Genomic DNA, 20,197 nt, shown 5'->3' with positions numbered 1-20,197 from the left:
AATTTTTATTAAATTGCTTCGCTCTCCTCTTTTGGCAATCTCACTTCAAATGTTGTTCTAATTACATTGCTTTCAGCAGAAATAGTACCATTATGCTGCTCGACAATATTTTTTGCAATAAATAACCCAAGGCCTGTACCACCTTTCTGCTCCGTTCTAGCTTTATCACCTGTATAAAACACATCAAAAAGATACGGTAACTCCTCTTCTGGAACGCTATCTCCGTAATTTATAATTTGTACAACTACCTCTTCACTCTCAATATATCCGTTCACATCAACAAACTTTCCATCATACCCATAGCGAATCGCATTCGTTAAAAGATTTTCAAATACTCGGGCTAATAATTTCCCGTCACCGTTAATAGGTAAATGAGGATCCATATTCAATCTCGCCTCTAACTCCTTTTTTTCTAATAACGGATACAAGTCTTCATCTAACTGTATAATCAATTCACTTATATCAATCGGTCTTTTTTCAAGCTGCAGCATCCCATAATTCATTCTCGTAATTTCAAATAATTCATCAATCAAATTTTCCAGTCTTTCGGATTTCGTAAAAGCAATTGTGGAAAAATGTTTAATTTGTTCCTTCGTCAAATTCTCACCTTTAAGAATTAAATCTAAATAACCTAAAACGGATGTTAACGGCGTTCTTAAATCGTGAGCTAAGTTAATAATAAGCTGATCCTTACTACTTTCCGCAAAATCTCCTCGTTCAACTGCTTCTTTTAATTTCTCACTCGCTACATTAATTTCGCGGGCGATATATCCAAACTCATCATTGGATGTAACACGAACTTGATTTGTAAAATCACCGTTTGCAAGATGGTGAATCCCATTAGAAATCTCATCAAAATATTTTAAATACGGTCTAGTAAGGAAGAAGAAAAACATAATGGATAGAGGGATAAATATAATTAAAAAGAAATTAATATCCCCAATTTGCCTTATCATTGAGCGAATTTGAGCTAAGGGATCCTCATAACGAACTCCTAATTTATAATAGAGTCGTAATCCCTCATGCATCATATACGTTACGCCAGCAGCTAATATCATGCTTAACGCAAATAGCATAACCATCTCCGAACGAAAACCTCTCATCTTTTTAGCCATTGAAAGTATACCCTACTCCCCAAACTGTTTTTATTAACTTATTCTTTCTTTTATCTTCCACAAGCTTCTTCCGCAACGTACGAATGTGTACCATAACTGTATTCCCACCTTCATAAAAATCATCTGCCCATACGTGCTGAAATATATATTCCACACTGCACACTTTCTTCGGATGACTCGCTAATAAGTATAAAATATCAAATTCCTTTGGCGTTAACCCAATTTGTTCTCCGTACACATTTACTGTTCTTTGCTCACGGTCAATAACAACTCCGCCTACTTCTAAAGCGGATTTATTCTCCACCACTTTCGGCTGATTTAACGTAAGAAATCGGCGTAGTTGTGCATTTACACGCGCAACTAATTCAATTGGGGTGAAAGGTTTCGTCATGTAATCGTCCGCGCCTAGTACAAGACCTGTCACTTTGTCAAAATCAGACGTTTTCGCACTTAAGAAAATGATTGGCATATGATGTTTCGCACGAATCTGCCTCGTCACTTCATATCCATCCATTTTTGGCATCATAATATCTAACACAACTAAGTCTATTGACTGAGACTGAATAACTCGAATCGCCTCTTCCCCATCAGCCGCTTTTACAACATGATACCCTTCTTTTTCTAAATGTATCGCAATTAAATCAGCAATTTCCGCTTCGTCATCAGTTATTAAAATTGAAATTCGATTCATTTTACCCCACTCCTATATCATTTCGTTTCTATTCTATTGGCGTTCTAAAAAATTTGCTCATTATATATTTTCATACCCCCGATTTTATACTAGTCCACTCTGCTTGTATAATAGGGAGATTTAGTTGAGATACGTTTAAAACTAGATCATAGTACTAGGGAATCTAACTTCCAGTTTAGTGATTTCATCATAAATGCCCTTTAGCTTAAGCTATTTTAATACCCAAAAGTACTTAAAAACCTTTATTTTTTCTAAACAAGCTAAATTAGAAAAGATGGCATTTTTTTATCTGTCTGTTTCTATATCTGACGAGATTTTGCTAGAAATATTAGTTTTGTGCAACGGACCAGTAAGTATCAAGTAAAAGATTTAGTCGCCTTATGTGTATGAGTGAACCGAAATGTCGCTACAACTTCTATAACCCGGTTATATAACTGTTTATGCAAAAAAGAATCCACATGTAGTATGTAAGGAGATTAACTTATGGGTTATTTACAAATAGTATGTGGGGAATATTTAACGCTTCCATAAATAAAAAAGAATCTAGTTTAAATTAGATTCTGAATGTATCTAGAGGTTCAGCCGAAATACGTGTAAAACTAGGTCACATAAATACATTATTTACCAATAAGTGTTTTTCGATGTTATTTGTAACATAATCGGTCGTTTTTGTTACGTTTTATATTTAAAAATATGAAATATCTTAACCGTTGAATTAGCTGTAACAAAATTAAAAATAATCCGTAACATTATTAATGAAATACCTTTTTGTTACACTAAATCCTGATAATAGAAATATAATACAGTATGTGACCCGAAATTACATGTATCTCGGTCGAACCCCTATATACGGGGGATAAATAGTTTAATCTATTATGTTCAGATATTCTTCTAAGGTAATGTTTTTTTCATAAATATCTTTAGCAATTTCACCAACATATCGAATATGCCATGGTTCATATGAATAACCCGTAATGTGTTCTTTTCCTTTTAAATAACGAATAATAAAACCGGCACGATGAGCATTATTTTTTAACCAGGTTCCTTCAGCTGTGTTAGCAAATTGAGTTTCTAATGTATTATTGACACTATCCGTAGAAACATCCATCGTTAATCCTGTTTGATGTTCACTATGCCCTGGCTTTGAAGAAACTTTATCAGCTTGTAACTTACCTTGCGTCTCTACATTTCGCCTATAGACACTTTGTTGATATTTTTCAGAGCGAAAACCAGATATGGCATGTAATACTATTCCATCTTGTTTTGCTAAGAAAAATAATTTTTCCAGAGCAATAGCAGATTCTTTTCGCATATAATTTTTCTCTAGAATCTCATCAAATGAAAACTTAACATTGGGCACAATTAAATCATTAGGTCTATAATTACTTGGAAGTTTTCTACGCTTATTCACTACCACATCCATAGCATCTGGAAAGGTAATAGTTATAACCCCCCCATCACCACTTTGAATGTTCTCTTTACTTTTAGCAATATCAAATATACTTGGAAGAAAATTACATATGCACAGGAAAAGTAAAAAATTCACCCCTACTAAGCCGCCTATTAATTTTCTATTCATTTTATCTACTCCTTATAGATACCACTTTTATAACCTGTTTCGTATTGTGATGTAACGATCTAATAAATTGCGGGAGGTTTTTTATATAATTTCACTTTAACTATTTATTATAATTTCAAAATACATTTTACAGATTCAAAAAAAGGTATATAAACTTTATGAAACCCATATGAAAATAATTTTTTTATTTCTATAAAACGCTTGGCATCTACACTGGTTCCCATGACAACAGAAATCATTCTTCTTTCACCTTGTTTTGCTGTTCCTGTAAAACAATAGCCTGCTTCATCTGTAAATCCAGTTTTTAAACCATCGATTCCTTGAAAATACAACTTATTACTAGATGTATAGAGCATCTTATTTGTGGTTTTTAAAGTTGTACCATTAAAATATTTAGGCTTGATTAATGGATTTATTATGTTTAATCTTGCCTTTACAATAAATAGATTAATAGAGAAAGATAAAATGCAGATGATGTCGAAATTAATAAAGAAATACACTTTCCTGTAGACAAGAGGAAGATTTTCACTCTAAAGAATACAACTCTTTCTATTTATATTAATGAAAAAATTGTATCTTTTCATTAATTGATTAATTACAAACAAGTTCATGCTGTAAAATATCCACTAATCCCATCAACAATACCTTTTTTTGTTTTTGTTTTTGTTTGGAATTCTTCTGAATTCATTCGTTTCTCATCACTTTCATTCGAAGTAAATCCTAACTCAATTAAAACAGCTGGAGTTGAATTCTCCCTTAAAATAAGATAATCACTACCTTTAACGCCTCTATTTCGAGCATCTACATCTTGATTGAAAATAGCTTTTTGTATGCTCTTTGCTAATTTCTTATCTGACCATTTATTCGCTCCATAATGAGTTGTTATTCCTTGCACACTCGTATCTTCAAAAGCATCATGATGAATGCTAATGTAAAGATCTGCTGAATGATTTTTAGCTATATTTACCCGTGCTTGTAATTCTTCTTTTTGCTTCGTCTCTGATAATAAGCTAGTATCCTTTTCACGTGTCAAAATGACTTTCGCATCCGTTCTCTTTTTTTATATTTTGGGCTACTTTTAAACTAAGATCTTTTTCTATTGTTCCATATTTCTTTCCCTTTGTTCCTCTGTCTCCCCCGCCATAACCAGAGTCAATTACAATTGTCTTCCCTTTCAAACGTAAATCATCAGTTGTTACATTTTTAAGCGCTTGTACCTTAAATAAAAAGACTTTCGGCATTTTTTTCATTAAAAACTCCTCCTTATCAGGCTTCTATAAATTATCGATAGCGTAAAACAAAGCCATACTTCCATACCTCTTTCTTCAATCCATTTTCATTTGAGTAGACCCTACAACCTAAATTATGTTTACTATATCCTGCGGCAATGCATAATCAGAGCCCATTTTTTGATATAGCTTCCTTTTCTCTTTAAAATCTCGATAACCACGACTGATCAAAAAATGAAGAACACCTTCTTTTTTCGCCGCATCTACGACCTTCAAAAATTTATTCACAATGACGAAGATTTCTATCAAGTACTCCATAGCCTCTTACTAACTCTTTATTTTGAAATAAGTTTATAATATCGGATTTTATGCTATCTTTCTGAACTGGATAATCTTTATTAACTAGTAATAGATCACCTTTATAAATTTGCTTTTTGGTAATTTCTTTCTTTTCTGTATGCGTAGAAGCTACCTTATCATCTTTTCCACTCTCTTAACCTCTACGCCATTTTGGAATAATGGTACTATAAAATACCAGCACATACTGTGCACAATATAAAAAGCAAAAAAATACCCACTTTTTCATTTCTAGTTTCCTTCTTAACCTTACTTACGTATAGGATAGAAAAAACTATTTAAATAAAAAGTGGGGTAAACTTAAAATTTTTATTAAATTATTAAATTAGATTCAGCACCATCGTCCGCTGGTAATCTTACTTCAAATATTGTTCGTATTAAATTACTTTCGGCAGAAGTCGTACCGTTATGCTGCTCTACAATATTTTTTGCAATAAATAAACCAATCCCTGTACTATCTTGCTGCTGGGTTCGTGCTTTATCACCCGTATAAAACATATCGAAAAGATACGAATGCTTTAAAAATGGTGCAATTAAGAAACAATCGGAATACATAAAAATTGATGTGAAACAGATTTTAAACCAACTACACCCCGGAGAAACATTTGAATTAAAACATGCTTATATTGATGATAAACAACAACTATGTTCACGTGTTATTTTTAAGCGATTAACAGAAAAACAACTTCAAAATAGACCATTATCGTAATGTAAAACAAGAACGATTAGAGTGCCAATTATATGGAAAGTTAATCACTATTTTCCTGTGCTCCTCTACTATGTTAAAAATATGCCAACTTCTTTTGCAAAAGAAGAAAAGAGAATTAAGCGAATATAAAACGATAGGAATGATCCAAGATTATGTATATCTTTTGTATCAAGCTATACAAAACATACTAAGAATAGTAGAAGTGAAGAGAAGGTGGTGGGTGTCTTGGGATCCTGAATCCGTATACAAAACTGATTTTCTTCACTTACCTTATTTGAATCAGTTTTTAGTATGTTGGTCTTCGAGATCGTGTATAAGAAATGAGAATCGATAAGTGTAAGTTGAAGGCTTCAATTCCACCTAAGGAGGAACTTTATGAAACACGTAATTGCGTTTGACATCAGTATGGGTAAAAGTTATATGGGAATTTATAATGCACAGAAACAATGTGTATTTGAAAGTGAAATCAAGCATTCCAAACCTGAATTCAAAAAGCTACAAGAAAAGATTCATGAGCTTACAGATAAGACCGGTGAATTGCCTAAAATCGTATTCGAAGCAACAGGTATCTATTCCAGGCAGTTAGAACGATTTATGCAAGATAATCAGTATACATATTGTTTATTAAACCCATTAGAAGCCAAGCTACAATGTGATTCCTTACGGATTCATAAGACCGATCGGAGCGACGCACACCGATTAGCTCTCACTCATTTTACAGCTACCCGAAGGGTATTTACCGGAACTGATAATTTATTCTACCAGCTAAAATCGCTTTCTAGATTATATAGTGAACTGGATAGTGAATTATCGATAATTCGTGGTCGTATGCATAAAGTAATCCAATTAACATTTCCTGAGTTGGAGAGAATGTTTACCAGTAAATCTGATTTGTTTTTAAATTTTGTTCAACTATTCCCCCACCCAGATTGTATTTTAGGTCTTTCAAAAACCATTATAAAAAATCGTATTCGTGCCAACACCAATAAAAAATTATCAAATATTACAGCGGAGAAAAAAGCGATTCAAATACTGGAAATAGCGAAAACTTCCTATCCTGCTGTTTCTCAGAACGATGTTCTATGTGATCAACTCAAATTATACGCAAGACGCTATCAAGAGCTTCTTTACCAAAAAGAATGCTGTATTAACAAGATGGTATATAGAGCCAAGCAACGTGCAGAATACAATATCATTCTCAGTCTTCCTGGGATTGGACCGAATACTGCAATACGCTTGATGGCTGAAATAGGAGATATTACTCGCTTTAACAATAACAAGCAACTTAATGTATTTGCTGGTATTGATATACGCCGTTTTCAATCAGGTAAAACCTTTTTTAAAGATAAAATCAATAAACGTGGAAATAAACATTTGCGGAAGCTCCTTTTCCTCATCATTCAGAACATGATTAAACAACGACGTTACGGACAAAATCACATTGTTGAGTATTACGATAAATTAAAAACGCAACCCTATAACAAATGTCATAAAGTTGCGTCCATTGCATGTGTAAACAAGTTCTTGAAGCTCCTCTTTCACCTTATTACACATGATATAAACTATGATTATCGGTTAACGGCCTAATATCATAGTTTCATTCATCATATCTCACCCCTAGTAAAAAAACGAGTATATATTAGGGATCTTTGGTATGCATAATAATAAGTATTTGTTCCTCCTGATATTTACTCCAGTAAAAACCTAAAAATACAGGTTGACTAATCGTAAGAAAGATTTGCATACGAAATAAACCCTAATGGGTTTCATTTTTGAATTAAGCCGCTTGATTATCAGACATAGTACAATTGTAAACAACACCTAAAATATCAAAGACTGTTTTCTTCTCATATCTGTGAGATTTTCGCCCGTTTTGATGCAGGAGATTGAATAAACGAAGTAGAATTTTTGATAGCTCTTGGGTGTCTTTCTGTATAGCTTGGAAAAGAAGTAGAAAATAATCTTTAATCATATATATGGCCTTATACTCACTTAGTTCTCGTTTCTTTTTTATAAGAAGTAATTGCCGCATTTGAAACATGATAGAAGAACAGAGTAGAATGGCTATCAATTGTCCATACAAATGGCACTCCCATCTTTCTGGTTTTATCTTTTTACACTGATGAATTTGAAAGAACGATTTCCACGTTTTAAATAAAATTTCAATTTGCCAGCGCAAAGAGTACCAGTCATGTACTTGTCCCATCGGGACAATATCTGTCGGCGTGTTTGTCATATATACATTGATACCACTGAGTCGTTTGCTACGGGAAGAATACTTCATTCCTTTCTTTTTTTCCCTCACAGTTTGATCTTGTAATCGTTTTTTTTTGTTGTTCTTTTGTTAGCCGATGAACAATGACACGAGTTGGTACTTTATCAATCATTCCTACATAAGCGTCAGGTATTTCGCATGTTTGTCCCGGTTGAAGTGAGTTCATTAAAACCTCCATGTCTATCTGGATATACTCTGTACCTTTCTTAATTCTTCCATCTTGAAAATAATTAGGGCTGGGATTTTTTTGATAAATACGTGTATTGGATTTAATACGCGAGATATAGTAAGCATTTTCATTTTGTATATGCTGAAGATCTTTCAAGTGAAAATAACCTAAATCACGGATACATAAATCATTCGCTGTCACAGTTGGGACACACAGAGAACCATAGGTTCAATCATGTTGTTTACCTGGACCTGTATGAATATGTAAGAACTGTCCACTTAATAGGTCATACTCAAGCTGAATCTTCACCCCCGCTGTATGACTGCACCCTCCTGCACCTGGATAAACAGATGAAAATACATCAGGAAGTTGAAATGCAGTTGAATCTAGGATACGAATACGCTTGAAATTAGAATTGTAAGGAGAAGAGAGCAGCTTGGTTGAAGATAACTTTTGACTGAGAAGTTCAGCTAGCACTTGGTGTAGAAATTGCACGGCCTCCTTATTAAATCGTTGATTCAGTCCTTCAGGACTGATAAGAACTTCTGTTGATACTTCTAAACAGCTACATAACTGAGTTAAAGAGGTTTTAGCAACATTTTGACTCATCCATACACATAAAGCTACTAAATCTTTTGCTTGGTACTTACTGGTCCGTTGTACAAAACCAACATCTCTAGCAAGATTTCTTAAAAAATCTGGAGATAAGAGATTTTGAATTTCTTGAGCAAATAGTTGTAATTCATCAGATACAGAAATAGACATACAAAAAAGCCACCCTTTCCTATGATGATACAGCAAGGATAGCGTATTTTTTGTTTTATGTATAAGAAAAACTAGATTGAAAGAGATTTGTTTCGATCTCTAGTACACCAATTAATCAAAAATAAAATAATTCTTCAAATTTTTTATCTAGCGCTATACAGAGTACTAATGCTAACTTTGCAGTTGGACAAAATTGTCCTGTTTCAATAGAACTAATTGTTTGTCTAGATACTCCTACCATTTCAGCTAATTCTCCCTGTGATATTTTTTTCTCAGCTCTTGCTACTTTCAAACGATTTTGCAGTACTAATTCATCTTTCAATTATCATCCCTCCAGAAAGAAAACTATGACACTTGCAATTGTACTCATTATAGCTAAAATGCTTGCAATAAGAAATTTTTGTTCTTTTAACTTTCTAAACTTATAAAAGCTTGTACTAGCTATATAACCAGAAAAAATTGAAATTAATTCGTAACTTTTAATACCATGCATCAATTTCCAAGAACCGAAAAATAGGACTAAAACAAGTACAGCTATTAAGCCGTAACTAGATGAATCTAATTCTATAAGTTCTTTACGTTCATCTCTCCCCATTTTTTTGTATTTTCTTAATATCTCTTCTTTTTGCATGATTTGTAACCACCCCTTATTAATTATATGTTTATTGTACAGTTTTATTACCATTATGACAAGTTAACTTGTCATAATGGTAATAAAACTTGTCCTTCGAGTGTAGAGGAATACAATTGGCAAAGATATAAAATTTTCATTATGGGGGTAATTAAGAAGCTTAGGTTGATAGCGATGGGGTACCGCCAGCATTTTGGAAAAAACCCACGCTAAGAATAATAAATACCAAAAAGCTAATTCTTTCTTAATATATAGATAGAATTAGCTTTCTAAATGTTCTAAACTATGTAATTGCTCTTTTTGTTCTACTTAGTTTGGAAGTAGTAAGGAGCTACTAGTCCTTTTTCTAATAAATTTTGAACGCCATTAGGAAAGTAAAACATAATTTCTTCAGCTTCCTTTATGTTTATCCAACTAATATCAGTAATTTCATCTTTGTCTTGAATAGATATTTTTCCTCCGACTATTCTAGCTATAAAGGTGAATATTACAGCATGTGCATGCGGAAAACACTTTTCATTAATAGCAAATATATCTTTAATTTCAACTGTTAACCCTGTTTCTTCAAATGTCTCACGGATAACTGCCTGTTCCAATGTTTCCCCACTTTCTCTTGCCCCTCCTGGGAGGCTCCATTCACTACCATTTTCACGTTTGTTTCCAACCATAAGAATTTTTCTATTTGTATCATCATAAATAAGCGCATATACTACATCGACTCGTTCCATAACTTCTCCTCCATTAAATAATTAAAATCTAGACTATACCTTATTTTAATGAAATCTTTAATATTTATATAACAGCTTTTCTTTTGATTAATGCAATGATGACTTCTCTCTTTTTTCTCGCATATACACTGCAAATTGCATCATTTCTTCTTGGGTAAATTGCCTCCCTTCAATTGCTCCTTGTGTCGACGTCCCAATATATACTAAATCATCCCATTTAGAAAATGGTTCTTCTCCTTTAAAGACCATTTCACTATATCTTTTCCATTCCCCGTCAATGTTTACTACATTATATCTTCCCTCATTTGCTAAGAAACTCATTGCAAACATTTTATCAGAGTAATAGAAATCACATTCATTATTCGGATCTCTTAATTCTTTCCAGCTAATATTAGGCGTTAATTCTTCTTCTGGAATCTCACGTTGCTCTGTTTCAATTAGCTCATAAGATGAAATTGGTAAATTTTCTAACTCATCATCATAAACTTCTTTCATTATCCAACAGTCTTTACTAGCGTCTGCTGCATAATATTGATACCATTCATTGTCATGCGTTTTAAACACATAAATCAATCCATTTGTAACTGTCTTACGATAAGTTTCAACGATATAACTATGATTAAAATTCCCTGTTTGGTCATATAGTGTGTCATCATTATGATAAGTTTCAGTTTCAACAAAAAGTTTCGTTTTCTGTCCCTCAATTATATATTCATAGCCGTCTACTACTGGAAAGTCTTCTGGATATTCATTCATACACTCTTTTTCTAATAAACAGTCCTTCACTTTGCTTATAGCTGCTTTTGGAATCTCTTTTAACTTTACGAACTCTTCAAATTCATTATTAATATCTATTCCATAAGACTCTAATATTTGATGCAATTTTCTAGCAACCCTTGTTTCTTCGTAAATCATATATTCATACTCTTCTGGATTGAATTCTGTTACTAAAACATATCTATCCAATGGGTTGATCGTATACGTATTTACCCATTTATTAGGCTTATTGAAAACTCCATGTGGGATTAAATATCCCCATAGCACCACATACTTCTGAAATTTCTCTTCTGGTACTACAAAATACGATGAACCTTCGTTTGTTTCTCTTTCTAGTACACATTTTTCACTGAACAATTTACGCATATACATACCCCCATGATTAGTACAAAATAATAAAATATAAGGCTCATACTAAGTGTAATACTATCATATTTAAATTGAAATACGGCTCTAGGTACATATTTCGCAAGAAATCTATCCGATATAAAAATAAAATCGCCATTTCACATAAGATAGTATCCAAAACAGACGAGACCAAATCCATTAAGCGGATTAATTAGGTACAAAATTAAACGTAGACTATTGATTATATGTTATATTTTTTATTAAACATTACGGTACGTGAAATTTTATGTTTCCTTATTATAAAAGCCCCCATAGATCTTAAACCTATGAGAGCTACCTAAGGGTATTTAGATTTTCGACTTCATTCTATTGTAACAGGCTTTCACCATACATGAGAAACATAATGAACCAAAAACACACAATCATAATAAGAAATTCTTTAAACCCTTGCTGAAAGGAAATACGACCTTCTTACATCCTACACGCCCCTTTTCTCTACGGTCACTCATGACTTTGCTCTTTGTTTGCTTCTTGCAAATGAAGAACTTTTATTTTGCATACTTATACTTACTTTCTAACATCGCATAGCGCAATAGCTTTAACTTTGTCTCTTTTTTTCAATGTTTTCCATTCCGATACAGCAATTTTCATTCTTCATTCCTCCATTAATTATATTTGTTACTTATATAGACTTATAAGTTCCAGTTATATATTTTTCTAATTTGTTTATCGCTAAATCCTTCATGGACAGCGAAGATTTCCGGAAAATCAGAGAGACACAAATCAATAATTGTATTGTCAGTTGTTATTATATAGTAATATTGGACAGCTCCCTCATTGTTCGAATATAAATAGTACTTATGAATTTTATAAGTTAATCCATTTTTCTCTAATAGGGGTCACTCTACATGCCCATCAAATTAAGGATAGAAACGCCACGGTTTTCCATTGATTGTAATGAAAAAACTTTGAAACAGTATCATCACCTTAAAAATGAGTATACGAAATAAACCCTAACGGGTTTCATTTTTTTACTTATGCAACTTTCTTTTGTTTTCTATATCCACTATACTCATAGATAACACCCATAATATCAAAGATAGTTTTTTTCTCATATCGATGAGATTTCCGGCCATTTTTCTGTAGTAGGGTAAACAGGCGGATTAAGACCTTTGCTATTTCTTGGGTGTTTCTCTGTATTACTTGATATAACAGGAGTAGATGATCTTGAATCATCCCAATTGCTTTAATTCACTTAGTTCTCTTTTGTGCTTTTGCAACAGAAGTTGACGCATCTTAAATATCATAGAGGAACATATAAAAATGGCAATGAGCTTTCCATACACATGGCATTCTAATCGCTCTTGTTTGATAGTTTGCCAGTGATGAATTTGAAATAAAGATTTTCACGTTTTAAATACGATTTCTATCTGCCAACGAAGGGAGTAAAAATCATGGATTTGTTCCATCGGAACCATCTCCCAAGGCGTATTCGTAACATATATGTTGATACCTGTTAATCGTTTACTCTTTTCTGAAAACGTAATTCCCTTTTTACTTTCGGTATAGCTTTGTTTTTTTCTACGTTCCAGTATTTGTTCCTCTGTTAATCGGTAGATAATTACTCTTGTAAATAATCTTTAATTCTTACCAATATACGCCTCTTTTATCTCATATGTTTGTCCTGATTTTAACGTGTGCATAATGTTTTCTAAATCCACTTGGATATACTGTGATTGTTTTTTGACTGTCCCATTTTGAAAGTATTCCGGAAACAGATTTTTCATATAGACGGTATGATTTAACTTAAGTCTTGATATATATCACACGCCACGTTGATCCATTTGATCTAAGTCTTCTAATGAAAAATAGCCTAAATCACGAATACGCAAATCACCTGGCCGTAAGGTATCTAAGCAATCTGTTCCAAATGTATTATCATTATTTTTTCCTGGACCTACCTGAAAGTTTAGAAGCTGTCCACTGTGTAAGTCATATTCTAATTGAATCTTGATACCTGCTGTTTGTGCACAGCCACCTGATCCAGGATATACATGAGCTAAATGTTTTGGTACTTGGAAAATCGTCGCATCTAAAATACGAATGCGTTGAAAATATGTGAGTGCTGCACTTGAAATGGCTGATGTTTTACAAAGTTTACTTTTCCATAATGCAGAAAAAATATATTTTAAAAATTCAACAGCTTTTTTATCAAAACGCTTATTGAGTCCTTCTAGACTCATAAGAGTACCTGTGGCTGCGTGTAATTGACTGAATAGTCGAACAAGTGAATCACTCGATGTACTCTGACTTACCCAAATACATATGGTAGCTAATTCACTTCCTGAAAACTTTCGTTTTCTTTTTACAAAACCTAATTCTTTTGCGAGTTCTTCCAAAAGAGAAGGGGTTAAATGACGATATAGCTCTTCAGAAAATAGTTGTAATTCATCTTGAATCGAAAGATTCATAAAAAAAATCATCCTTTCTAGCTAGCTTTTTAGAAAGAATAACGTTTTTTGACACTTGGGGGTAGTGAAAACCCTTAAGTTGATGGGCATGGGGTCACTCTACTATGTTTAAAATGCGCCAATTTTTGTTGCAGAAGAAGCAAAAAAATTAAGTGAATATAAAGCTATACAGAAAGGCACCCAAAAAATAACAAAGCTTTTGATTCGCCTGTTCCACCTTCTACAGAAAAACGGGCGGAAATCTCACAGATATGAGAAGAAAACAGTCTTTGAAATCATGGGTGTTATTTATGAGTATAGTAGATATAGAAAGCAAAGGAAAACTGCATAAGTAAAAAAATGAAACCCGTTAGGGTTTATTTCGTATGCTTTTTTTTAAGAAGATTATACTGTTTAAAAGTTTTTCATTTCAATCAGCGGAAAATCGTGGCGTTTCTAACCTTAAGTTGATAGGCATGTATGGTGATCCCTTATTATATTGCAAATTTGTAAAACGTCGTTCTAAATACCCTTAAAGAAGCAGGTTTTTAGGTTTTTAGATTTCTTTGATCAAATTCAAGATTCAATTTAGTACTTATTTTTTGAATGGATGTTTTCCAATCACGAAAAAATGTTGGAAATCCAAAAATTCGATGTTGCTTTTTTTCTCATTTTTTTTAGAGAGATTAGTTTTAAAGATCGGTACTAAAGGAGAGACCCTCTTATTTATATAAGAAGGTCTTTTTAGGGATATCAGTTATTTGTAATTTAGATAGTGGAGATATTTTTCAAGTAGTGAATTTGAAACCAACAATTTTACTTTTCCTATCAGCTAGTCATTTGGGAAGATAAATTTCTTTACCGTAATTTTACAACAAAACCTTACTAACTAACCTATTCTAAATATACCCAAACTAGCATTTCCAAATGTAGCAGAACTGTTACTGTTGTTAATGACAGTTACCGTCGCATTTGCTGGGATATTAACAATTGCAAATGTCATAATTTGAGTTCCTAGTATTGGAAGTTGCGAAAATGCAACACCAGTTAAAGAACTAGTATTTGGTATAGCGGCTCCATTTACAGCAAGGGCAATAGCTGCGACAAGAGTTGCTGGTGCTTGTATAGTACATTTTGCAATTATATAGTAAGTTCCTGCTGTTAATACAGAAACACCTGGAGAGGCCAATGCTAATGAAGTACCATTAACAGTTATAGTAGAAAGCATAGGAAGTGGAGCAAATGGTGCAGTTGTAATAGTTGCAGAACTATTTGCTACAAAAATATTATCACCAGGTAACATAGGCCCTGTAGCTCCCGTAGGTCCTAACTCTCCTTGAATTCCCTGAATTCCTTGAGATCCTGTTGGCCCTTCTGGTCCTGGTTCTCCTTGAATCCCTTGAACTCCTTGAGGTCCTGTCGGTCCTTCTGGGCCTGGTTCTCCTTGAATTCCTTGAACTCCTTGAGGGCCTGTTGGTCCTTCTGGGCCTGGTTCTCCTTGAATCCCTTGAACTCCTTGAGGTCCTGTTGGTCCTTCTGGGCCTGGTTCTCCTTGAATTCCTTGAACTCCTTGAGGTCCTGCTGGTCCTTCTGATCCTGGTTCTCCTTGAATTCCTTGAACTCCTTGAGATCCGGTTGGTCCTTCAGGACCTGGTTCTCCTTGAATTCCTTGAACTCCTTGTGGACCTGTTGGACCTAAAGATCCAGTAGGACCAATTGGTCCAGTAATTCCAATCGGGCCTGTTGGACCTGTTGAGCCAGTAGGGCCTGTTGGACCTCCAGCTGGCCCAGTCGGACCTGTCGGTCCCGTTAAACTACCGCCACCAGTCCCAGCTGGTCCAGTAGGGCCTGTCGGTCCAATAATTCCCTCACCAGTAGGGCCTGTTGGTCCTTCTGGTCCTGGTTCTCCTTGCATTCCTTGTACACCTTGTGGGCCTGTTGGTCCTTCTGACCCTGATTCTCCTTGCATTCCTTGTACACCTTGTGGGCCTGTTGGTCCTTCTGGTCCTGGTTCTCCTTGCATTCCTTGTACACCTTGTGGGCCTGTTGGTCCTTCTGGTCCTGGTTCTCCTTGCATTCCTTGTACACCTTGTAGGCCTGTTGGTCCTTTTGGTCCTGGTTCTCCTTGAATTCCTTGTACACCTTGTGGACCTGTTGGTCCTTTTGATCCTGGTTCTCCAGTAGGCCCAGTAGATCCGATTGGTCCAGTTGGTAATGTAAATGGTGGAATTGGTGGCAACGTAGGTCCTACAAGGTTAGGGTCAAATGCTCCATCAGATATGAAGGCATTTGGATTTAATCCTTCTGAATCATTTCCTTTTGACATTTATACCCCTCCCTTCTCTCTAAAAAACTTATTCATTATATGCCTTATACATACTATAAATTAATAACTTTTCAAATTTTAATGAAAATATAAGCTAGGTTTTGTCAAAAGTTTATTTACAACTAACCAGGATTAATTTCATATGTATTTTATAAACAAATCCATTAAAAGAAACATTACCAAAAACCAATATTTTTGTAACTTTGCGTACCATATTTATAAGGTTTTTCAGATTTCCAAAAATATTCCCAAATATTTTTACAATAAATCAACCTTCAGTACAATGAATTTATACGATTGTACAGGAGAGAATAAATGATTATTGGTTGTGCACGTGTATCTACTTTTGATCAAAATTTAGATCGTCAAATTCATTCTCTTGCTGAATACGGATGCGAAAAAATCATCAAAGAAAAATTTACTGGAACAATTCGAGAAAGACAAGGCCTTGTAAATTTGTTTGATGTGATAAGAAAAGGAGATACTGTTGTAGTTGAAAGTATTTCACGTTTAAGACGAAAAACATTGGCTATCTTAAGCATTATTCAGCAGTTTGAAAAAATAGGAATTCAATTTGTATCATTGAAAGAGAATATGGATACAAGAACACCTACAAAGGCTATGATGCTACAGATGATGTGTGTTATCGCTGAATTAGAAAGGAATTTGATTGCAGAACGAGTAAAAGAAGGACTAGAAGCAAGTAAAAAGCGTGGTAAAAAGTTAGGTAGGCCAAAATTAGAAAAAGAAAAGCTCTCAATTGCATTACGTATGTATGATAGTAAAGAATATTCCATAAAAGAAATTGTAGAAGGAACTGGAATATCACAAGGCTCTCTTTATCGAGCAATTAATCAACGAAAACTTGAGGAAGTACAAAAATAACAAAACTCTGTGTTTCTTCTTTTAATGCATTTATTAAAAAAACTTACACTTTCTGACATGACACGGGTAATCTCTCCTAATTAAGCCTTACAACATTAAATCCATAAACAATTATTTATAATAGAAGAAACTAACCTTTAAAAAATAAAAACCAATTCCTTAACGTACAGGGAATCGGTTAATTTATGTCTAATATATGTCTAAACGTACAATTTTCTTTTTTTGATCGTATCAGGCCTTGAAGAGATTGGTATGTCCGCTAGAAACAAGATACGTACAAAAATAGGGCAAAGGCCATATTTTATGTCTATCAGATATTTTCAGTTGAAAATATCTGATAGACATAAAAAGGAAAGAAATTGATAAAGAGCTTCTTCCTTTTTGCATTAAAAAATGGCGTATACACTTGCCGTAAATGGTTCAGATACATTTTTAGGATTCGCAATATACAATGATCTCGCGGATATTACACTTGTTTTATTACCGCTTAATCCATCGTGAAAAACAATGGGATCTGTACCAGCAGATATATCTTTCATAACATTAAAACTAATAAAATCTGGGTTGCCATATTACAGTCCCCTTTGATTAATATATTTTAGTTAGATTACTACCGTAACCTAACTAAAATATATAACTAATAGAAAAAAATAGATATTGAGAAAATGTAAGTTCTTAGGCATCTGAAATTTGTTTATTCGTGAATTATGGCATAAACTTGTATTTTAATTTTAGATGGTGTAATTGTTACAATAATACAAAAAAAAAAAAAACCGATTCATTAACTACGCTAAGTTGGGTTGCCATACATGTCCATCAATTTATTTTGTCTCCGTTCTTAAGTTTTTGGGAATGCCATCAGTCCCCTATGACAGTGGCTTCCATAATGCCAAAGCAAATATCCAATTTGGGTCACCATTTCCTTGATGATTTTGAATAGCTTCATACACTTTCCCTTGATGTTCTACTTTATCTCCCTTTGTATACGCCTTCTTTGGATCCCATTTCTCATAAGTTGTATTTTGTTTTTTTGTTTTTACGAGAAGAATATTACTTTGAATTGATGTATTTCCAGCTGCATCTACGGCCTTCACTACATATTTATATTCCTTATTAACTGTTAAATTTTGATCAGTAAACGTCGTTCCTTGTACCGTTTGAATCAATTGTCCATCACGTAATACCTGATATTCTTTTACACCTACATTATCTATAGAAGGATTCCATTTTAGCTCTACACTGTTAGAAGTAAGGTTTCTTGCATATAATCCTTGTGGCTGTGTGGGAGCTTCCGTATCTGGTTTCGGATTAACAATTTGATTTACTTTCTTCAAGCCATCCTTTGTAATTTCATAAATTGCTTTTTTATCAAAGTTTTCACGTTTATTATTCTCTAAATTTATTAATGTTGCCCTCTCTTTGCCTTCTAGATGTGTAAGTTCAATAAAATCGCCGATCTTTACTGGAATTTTTTGTATTTCATCATTTTGCTGTTTATTCCCATAAACCTCTTTGTTATATACCACTTTACCTGATGTGTTTTGCACTTTAATACTTGCATATGTATTATCAAAGTAATTATGTGGTACACCTGCTTTTAGATCAATTTTCATTTCTTCTGTTGATTTATTTAAATTTATTTTCGCAAATTCAAAATCGCCAATCCCTTTCAGTGACCATGCAAATTGGTCTCCTTCTAAGATACCATCTCTAATTGATACATGATCTTTTATTTGAGTAATAAGATCCATCATCGGTCGCGGTTCATTCGCAAAAACGGAAATGATACTGTTATTTAATTCTTTCCACTCAGCATCTGTTACATTTGGGTTTTGTAACATAAGGGAAACGTAATCTTCCCATACTAAAAAATTGATTGGTAAAATATTGGTGGCTATTTTATAAATTGCAATTTTATTATCTGTTGAAGTCATCGCTTTCGCTAACCAGCGTAATCGCTCTGATTGATCTAGTTTTACTGGGTCACGTTCAGCATTTTCAAATAGTAGCATATACGGCACTTGATTTGTCGGGCTATTATCTGACCAAGGAATAACAGTTGCATCATGACGGCTCGACTGCCCCCATCCAGATATATCATATCCTAAATTCCAAGAAGATGGCTTGTTATTCCATATAAGTGCACAATGTCCAGGTTGTCCAACAGGCATAGCTGCCACTCCAAATGCTTGGCTTACTTGCGTACCAAACTTCGAAATATTACCGCATACCCCGCCAAATCTATAAATGGAAGAAAGATTCCAACCTAAACCGTAGAATGCATCATTTCCAGCTTGAATGCTAACTCCATCTTTGTTATGGGTTACATAATCAATCAAATACGCACTTTCCCCTACCTTATCTTGGTTTTTAAGTTCTGGATGTTCCGTATTAATCATATTTCTTGCCCAAGTTAAATCTTCTTCTGGTGACCAAGTATTCACTACTAATCTTAAATGCCAAACATCATATGTTCTAAAGCAAGGAAGTAACTCATTATTTTGATCTGCTGATTTATAATGTTGGTACCTTGTTAATGGATTAATAGGTTGGTTGTTTGTCCAATATTTTATAGGTTCAGCATGGGCCAACGATGTAGCTATCGCTAGTTTTAAATACAACCCTTCGTGAGAATTTGCATCCGCATTCCAGATTGTATTCCATATCTCAAGTGCATTTACAAAATTTTTTCCCGTTGGACTACCACCTTCAAGATAGGTATTCATCACACTTGTATTTTTCATCGTCCAGCCAAGAAATTTCTGATGGTCAGCATCTTTTTTTGCAAATGCATCCATTGTTGTAGCACCTGATTGTGATATAAATTGCCACTGAGCTAAAGCTGCTGCAAATACTGGGTCTGCAAGCTTCTTTTTCAAATTCTCTTCAGTCATACCCCCAACATTTCCATTCAAATATGCTGTGAGATTTTTCAAATGGGCTTCAAAATTACCATTTGCAATGGCTTGATCTGTCTGTTGATTCAATGTTTCTAAAGTGAATGTTTCTTGATTGAATGACATTGTTTCAGCTGAAACCTTTGTATGCGGAATCGTAGCAATACTTCCTAAAATAATAGGCATAGTTAATAATAAAGATGAAATCTTTTTCAAAATAATTTCTCCTTTTTATTTTTGACTTTTGACTGTTGCATGATTCTCAT

At 33.8% G+C, this 20,197-nt stretch carries 10 protein-coding genes and 11 pseudogenes; 4 read left to right on the top strand and 17 right to left on the bottom strand.

Going from position 1 to position 20,197, the window contains the following annotated elements; genetic code table 11:
* Positions 1 to 8: 8 nt before the first annotated feature.
* From AC241_RS30840 to AC241_RS30810, 7 genes and pseudogenes are all read right to left on the bottom strand, one after another.
* Positions 9 to 1,115 (bottom strand): sensor histidine kinase, encoded by a 1,107-nt coding sequence (locus AC241_RS30840; RefSeq protein WP_050845567.1) that lies wholly within the window; start codon positions 1,113 to 1,115, stop codon positions 9 to 11.
* Complete coding sequence (locus tag AC241_RS30835; RefSeq protein ID WP_050845566.1) at positions 1,108 to 1,806, bottom strand: response regulator transcription factor; 699 nt, start codon at positions 1,804 to 1,806, stop codon at positions 1,108 to 1,110. Before AC241_RS30835 ends, AC241_RS30840 begins: the two co-directional genes overlap by 8 nt.
* Before the next feature lie 865 nt (positions 1,807 to 2,671).
* Positions 2,672 to 3,385 carry a M15 family metallopeptidase gene (locus AC241_RS30830; RefSeq protein ID WP_050845565.1) on the bottom strand — a complete coding sequence of 238 codons (714 nt, stop codon included), beginning with the start codon at positions 3,383 to 3,385 and terminating at the stop codon, positions 2,672 to 2,674.
* A 107-nt stretch (positions 3,386 to 3,492) separates the two neighbouring features.
* Positions 3,493 to 3,768, bottom strand: a pseudogene (locus AC241_RS30825) (D-alanyl-D-alanine carboxypeptidase); the annotation flags it as partial.
* A gap of 224 nt (positions 3,769 to 3,992) precedes the next feature.
* A pseudogene (locus AC241_RS30820) lies at positions 3,993 to 4,626 on the bottom strand (N-acetylmuramoyl-L-alanine amidase family protein).
* Between the two features lie 46 nt (positions 4,627 to 4,672).
* Positions 4,673 to 5,200, bottom strand: a pseudogene (locus tag AC241_RS34030) (M15 family metallopeptidase domain-containing protein); the annotation flags it as partial.
* 83 nt (positions 5,201 to 5,283) lie between these two features.
* Positions 5,284 to 5,481, bottom strand: a pseudogene (locus tag AC241_RS30810) (ATP-binding protein); the annotation flags it as partial.
* A 1-nt stretch (position 5,482) separates the two neighbouring features.
* Here AC241_RS30810 and AC241_RS34025 point away from each other — a divergent pair.
* Together AC241_RS34025 and AC241_RS30805 are read left to right on the top strand one after the other, a co-directional pair.
* Positions 5,483 to 5,873: pseudogene (locus tag AC241_RS34025) on the top strand (IS4 family transposase); the annotation flags it as partial.
* Positions 5,874 to 6,055: 182 nt separating this feature from the next.
* Entirely contained in the window at positions 6,056 to 7,267 is a 1,212-nt protein-coding gene (locus tag AC241_RS30805; protein ID WP_050845561.1) for an IS110 family RNA-guided transposase, read from the top strand.
* Between the two features lie 190 nt (positions 7,268 to 7,457).
* On the opposite strand, the pseudogene AC241_RS30800 reads toward AC241_RS30805, so the two are convergent.
* The 7 genes and pseudogenes from AC241_RS30800 to AC241_RS30770 all read right to left on the bottom strand — a co-directional run bounded on the left by AC241_RS30800 (position 7,458) and on the right by AC241_RS30770 (position 13,844).
* Positions 7,458 to 8,889, bottom strand: a pseudogene (locus tag AC241_RS30800) (IS4 family transposase).
* A 115-nt stretch (positions 8,890 to 9,004) separates the two neighbouring features.
* Positions 9,005 to 9,211: a helix-turn-helix transcriptional regulator gene (locus tag AC241_RS30795; RefSeq protein ID WP_000651002.1), complete on the bottom strand. Its 207-nt coding sequence runs from the start codon at positions 9,209 to 9,211 to the stop codon at positions 9,005 to 9,007.
* A gap of 3 nt (positions 9,212 to 9,214) precedes the next feature.
* Positions 9,215 to 9,520, bottom strand: coding sequence for a DUF6442 family protein (locus AC241_RS30790; RefSeq protein ID WP_050845560.1), 306 nt, complete (start codon positions 9,518 to 9,520; stop codon positions 9,215 to 9,217).
* 305 nt (positions 9,521 to 9,825) lie between these two features.
* Positions 9,826 to 10,248, bottom strand: coding sequence for an NUDIX hydrolase (locus AC241_RS30785; protein WP_050845559.1), 423 nt, complete (start codon positions 10,246 to 10,248; stop codon positions 9,826 to 9,828).
* An 87-nt stretch (positions 10,249 to 10,335) separates the two neighbouring features.
* Positions 10,336 to 11,391 (bottom strand): hypothetical protein, encoded by a 1,056-nt coding sequence (locus AC241_RS30780; RefSeq protein WP_050845558.1) that lies wholly within the window; start codon positions 11,389 to 11,391, stop codon positions 10,336 to 10,338.
* Between the two features lie 674 nt (positions 11,392 to 12,065).
* Positions 12,066 to 12,269, bottom strand: a pseudogene (locus tag AC241_RS34530) (hypothetical protein); the annotation flags it as partial.
* A gap of 139 nt (positions 12,270 to 12,408) precedes the next feature.
* A pseudogene (locus tag AC241_RS30770) lies at positions 12,409 to 13,844 on the bottom strand (IS4 family transposase).
* 98 nt (positions 13,845 to 13,942) lie between these two features.
* Between AC241_RS30770 and AC241_RS34525 the strand changes: the two are divergent.
* Positions 13,943 to 14,175: pseudogene (locus AC241_RS34525) on the top strand (IS4 family transposase); the annotation flags it as partial.
* A 942-nt stretch (positions 14,176 to 15,117) separates the two neighbouring features.
* On the opposite strand, the pseudogene AC241_RS30765 reads toward AC241_RS34525, so the two are convergent.
* A pseudogene (locus tag AC241_RS30765) lies at positions 15,118 to 16,149 on the bottom strand (exosporium leader peptide-containing protein); the annotation flags it as partial.
* A gap of 315 nt (positions 16,150 to 16,464) precedes the next feature.
* Here AC241_RS30765 and AC241_RS30760 point away from each other — a divergent pair.
* A complete protein-coding gene (locus AC241_RS30760; protein WP_050845556.1) occupies positions 16,465 to 17,034 on the top strand; it encodes a recombinase family protein in 570 nt (189 codons plus the stop codon).
* 386 nt (positions 17,035 to 17,420) lie between these two features.
* Here AC241_RS30760 and AC241_RS35540 read toward each other — a convergent pair.
* Positions 17,421 to 17,603 (bottom strand): annotated as a pseudogene (locus tag AC241_RS35540) (DeoR family transcriptional regulator); the annotation flags it as partial.
* Positions 17,604 to 17,900: 297 nt separating this feature from the next.
* Positions 17,901 to 20,147 carry a putative mucin/carbohydrate-binding domain-containing protein gene (locus AC241_RS30755; RefSeq protein ID WP_050845555.1) on the bottom strand — a complete coding sequence of 749 codons (2,247 nt, stop codon included), beginning with the start codon at positions 20,145 to 20,147 and terminating at the stop codon, positions 17,901 to 17,903.
* Between the last annotated feature and the right edge of the window lie 50 nt (positions 20,148 to 20,197).

Source organism: Bacillus thuringiensis, assembly GCF_001182785.1.
In the GTDB taxonomy this organism is placed as follows: Bacteria; Bacillota; Bacilli; order Bacillales; family Bacillaceae_G; genus Bacillus_A; species Bacillus_A thuringiensis_S.
Note: the sequence above shows the minus strand (reverse complement) of the source record. Positions and strands in the feature narration are given on the sequence as shown.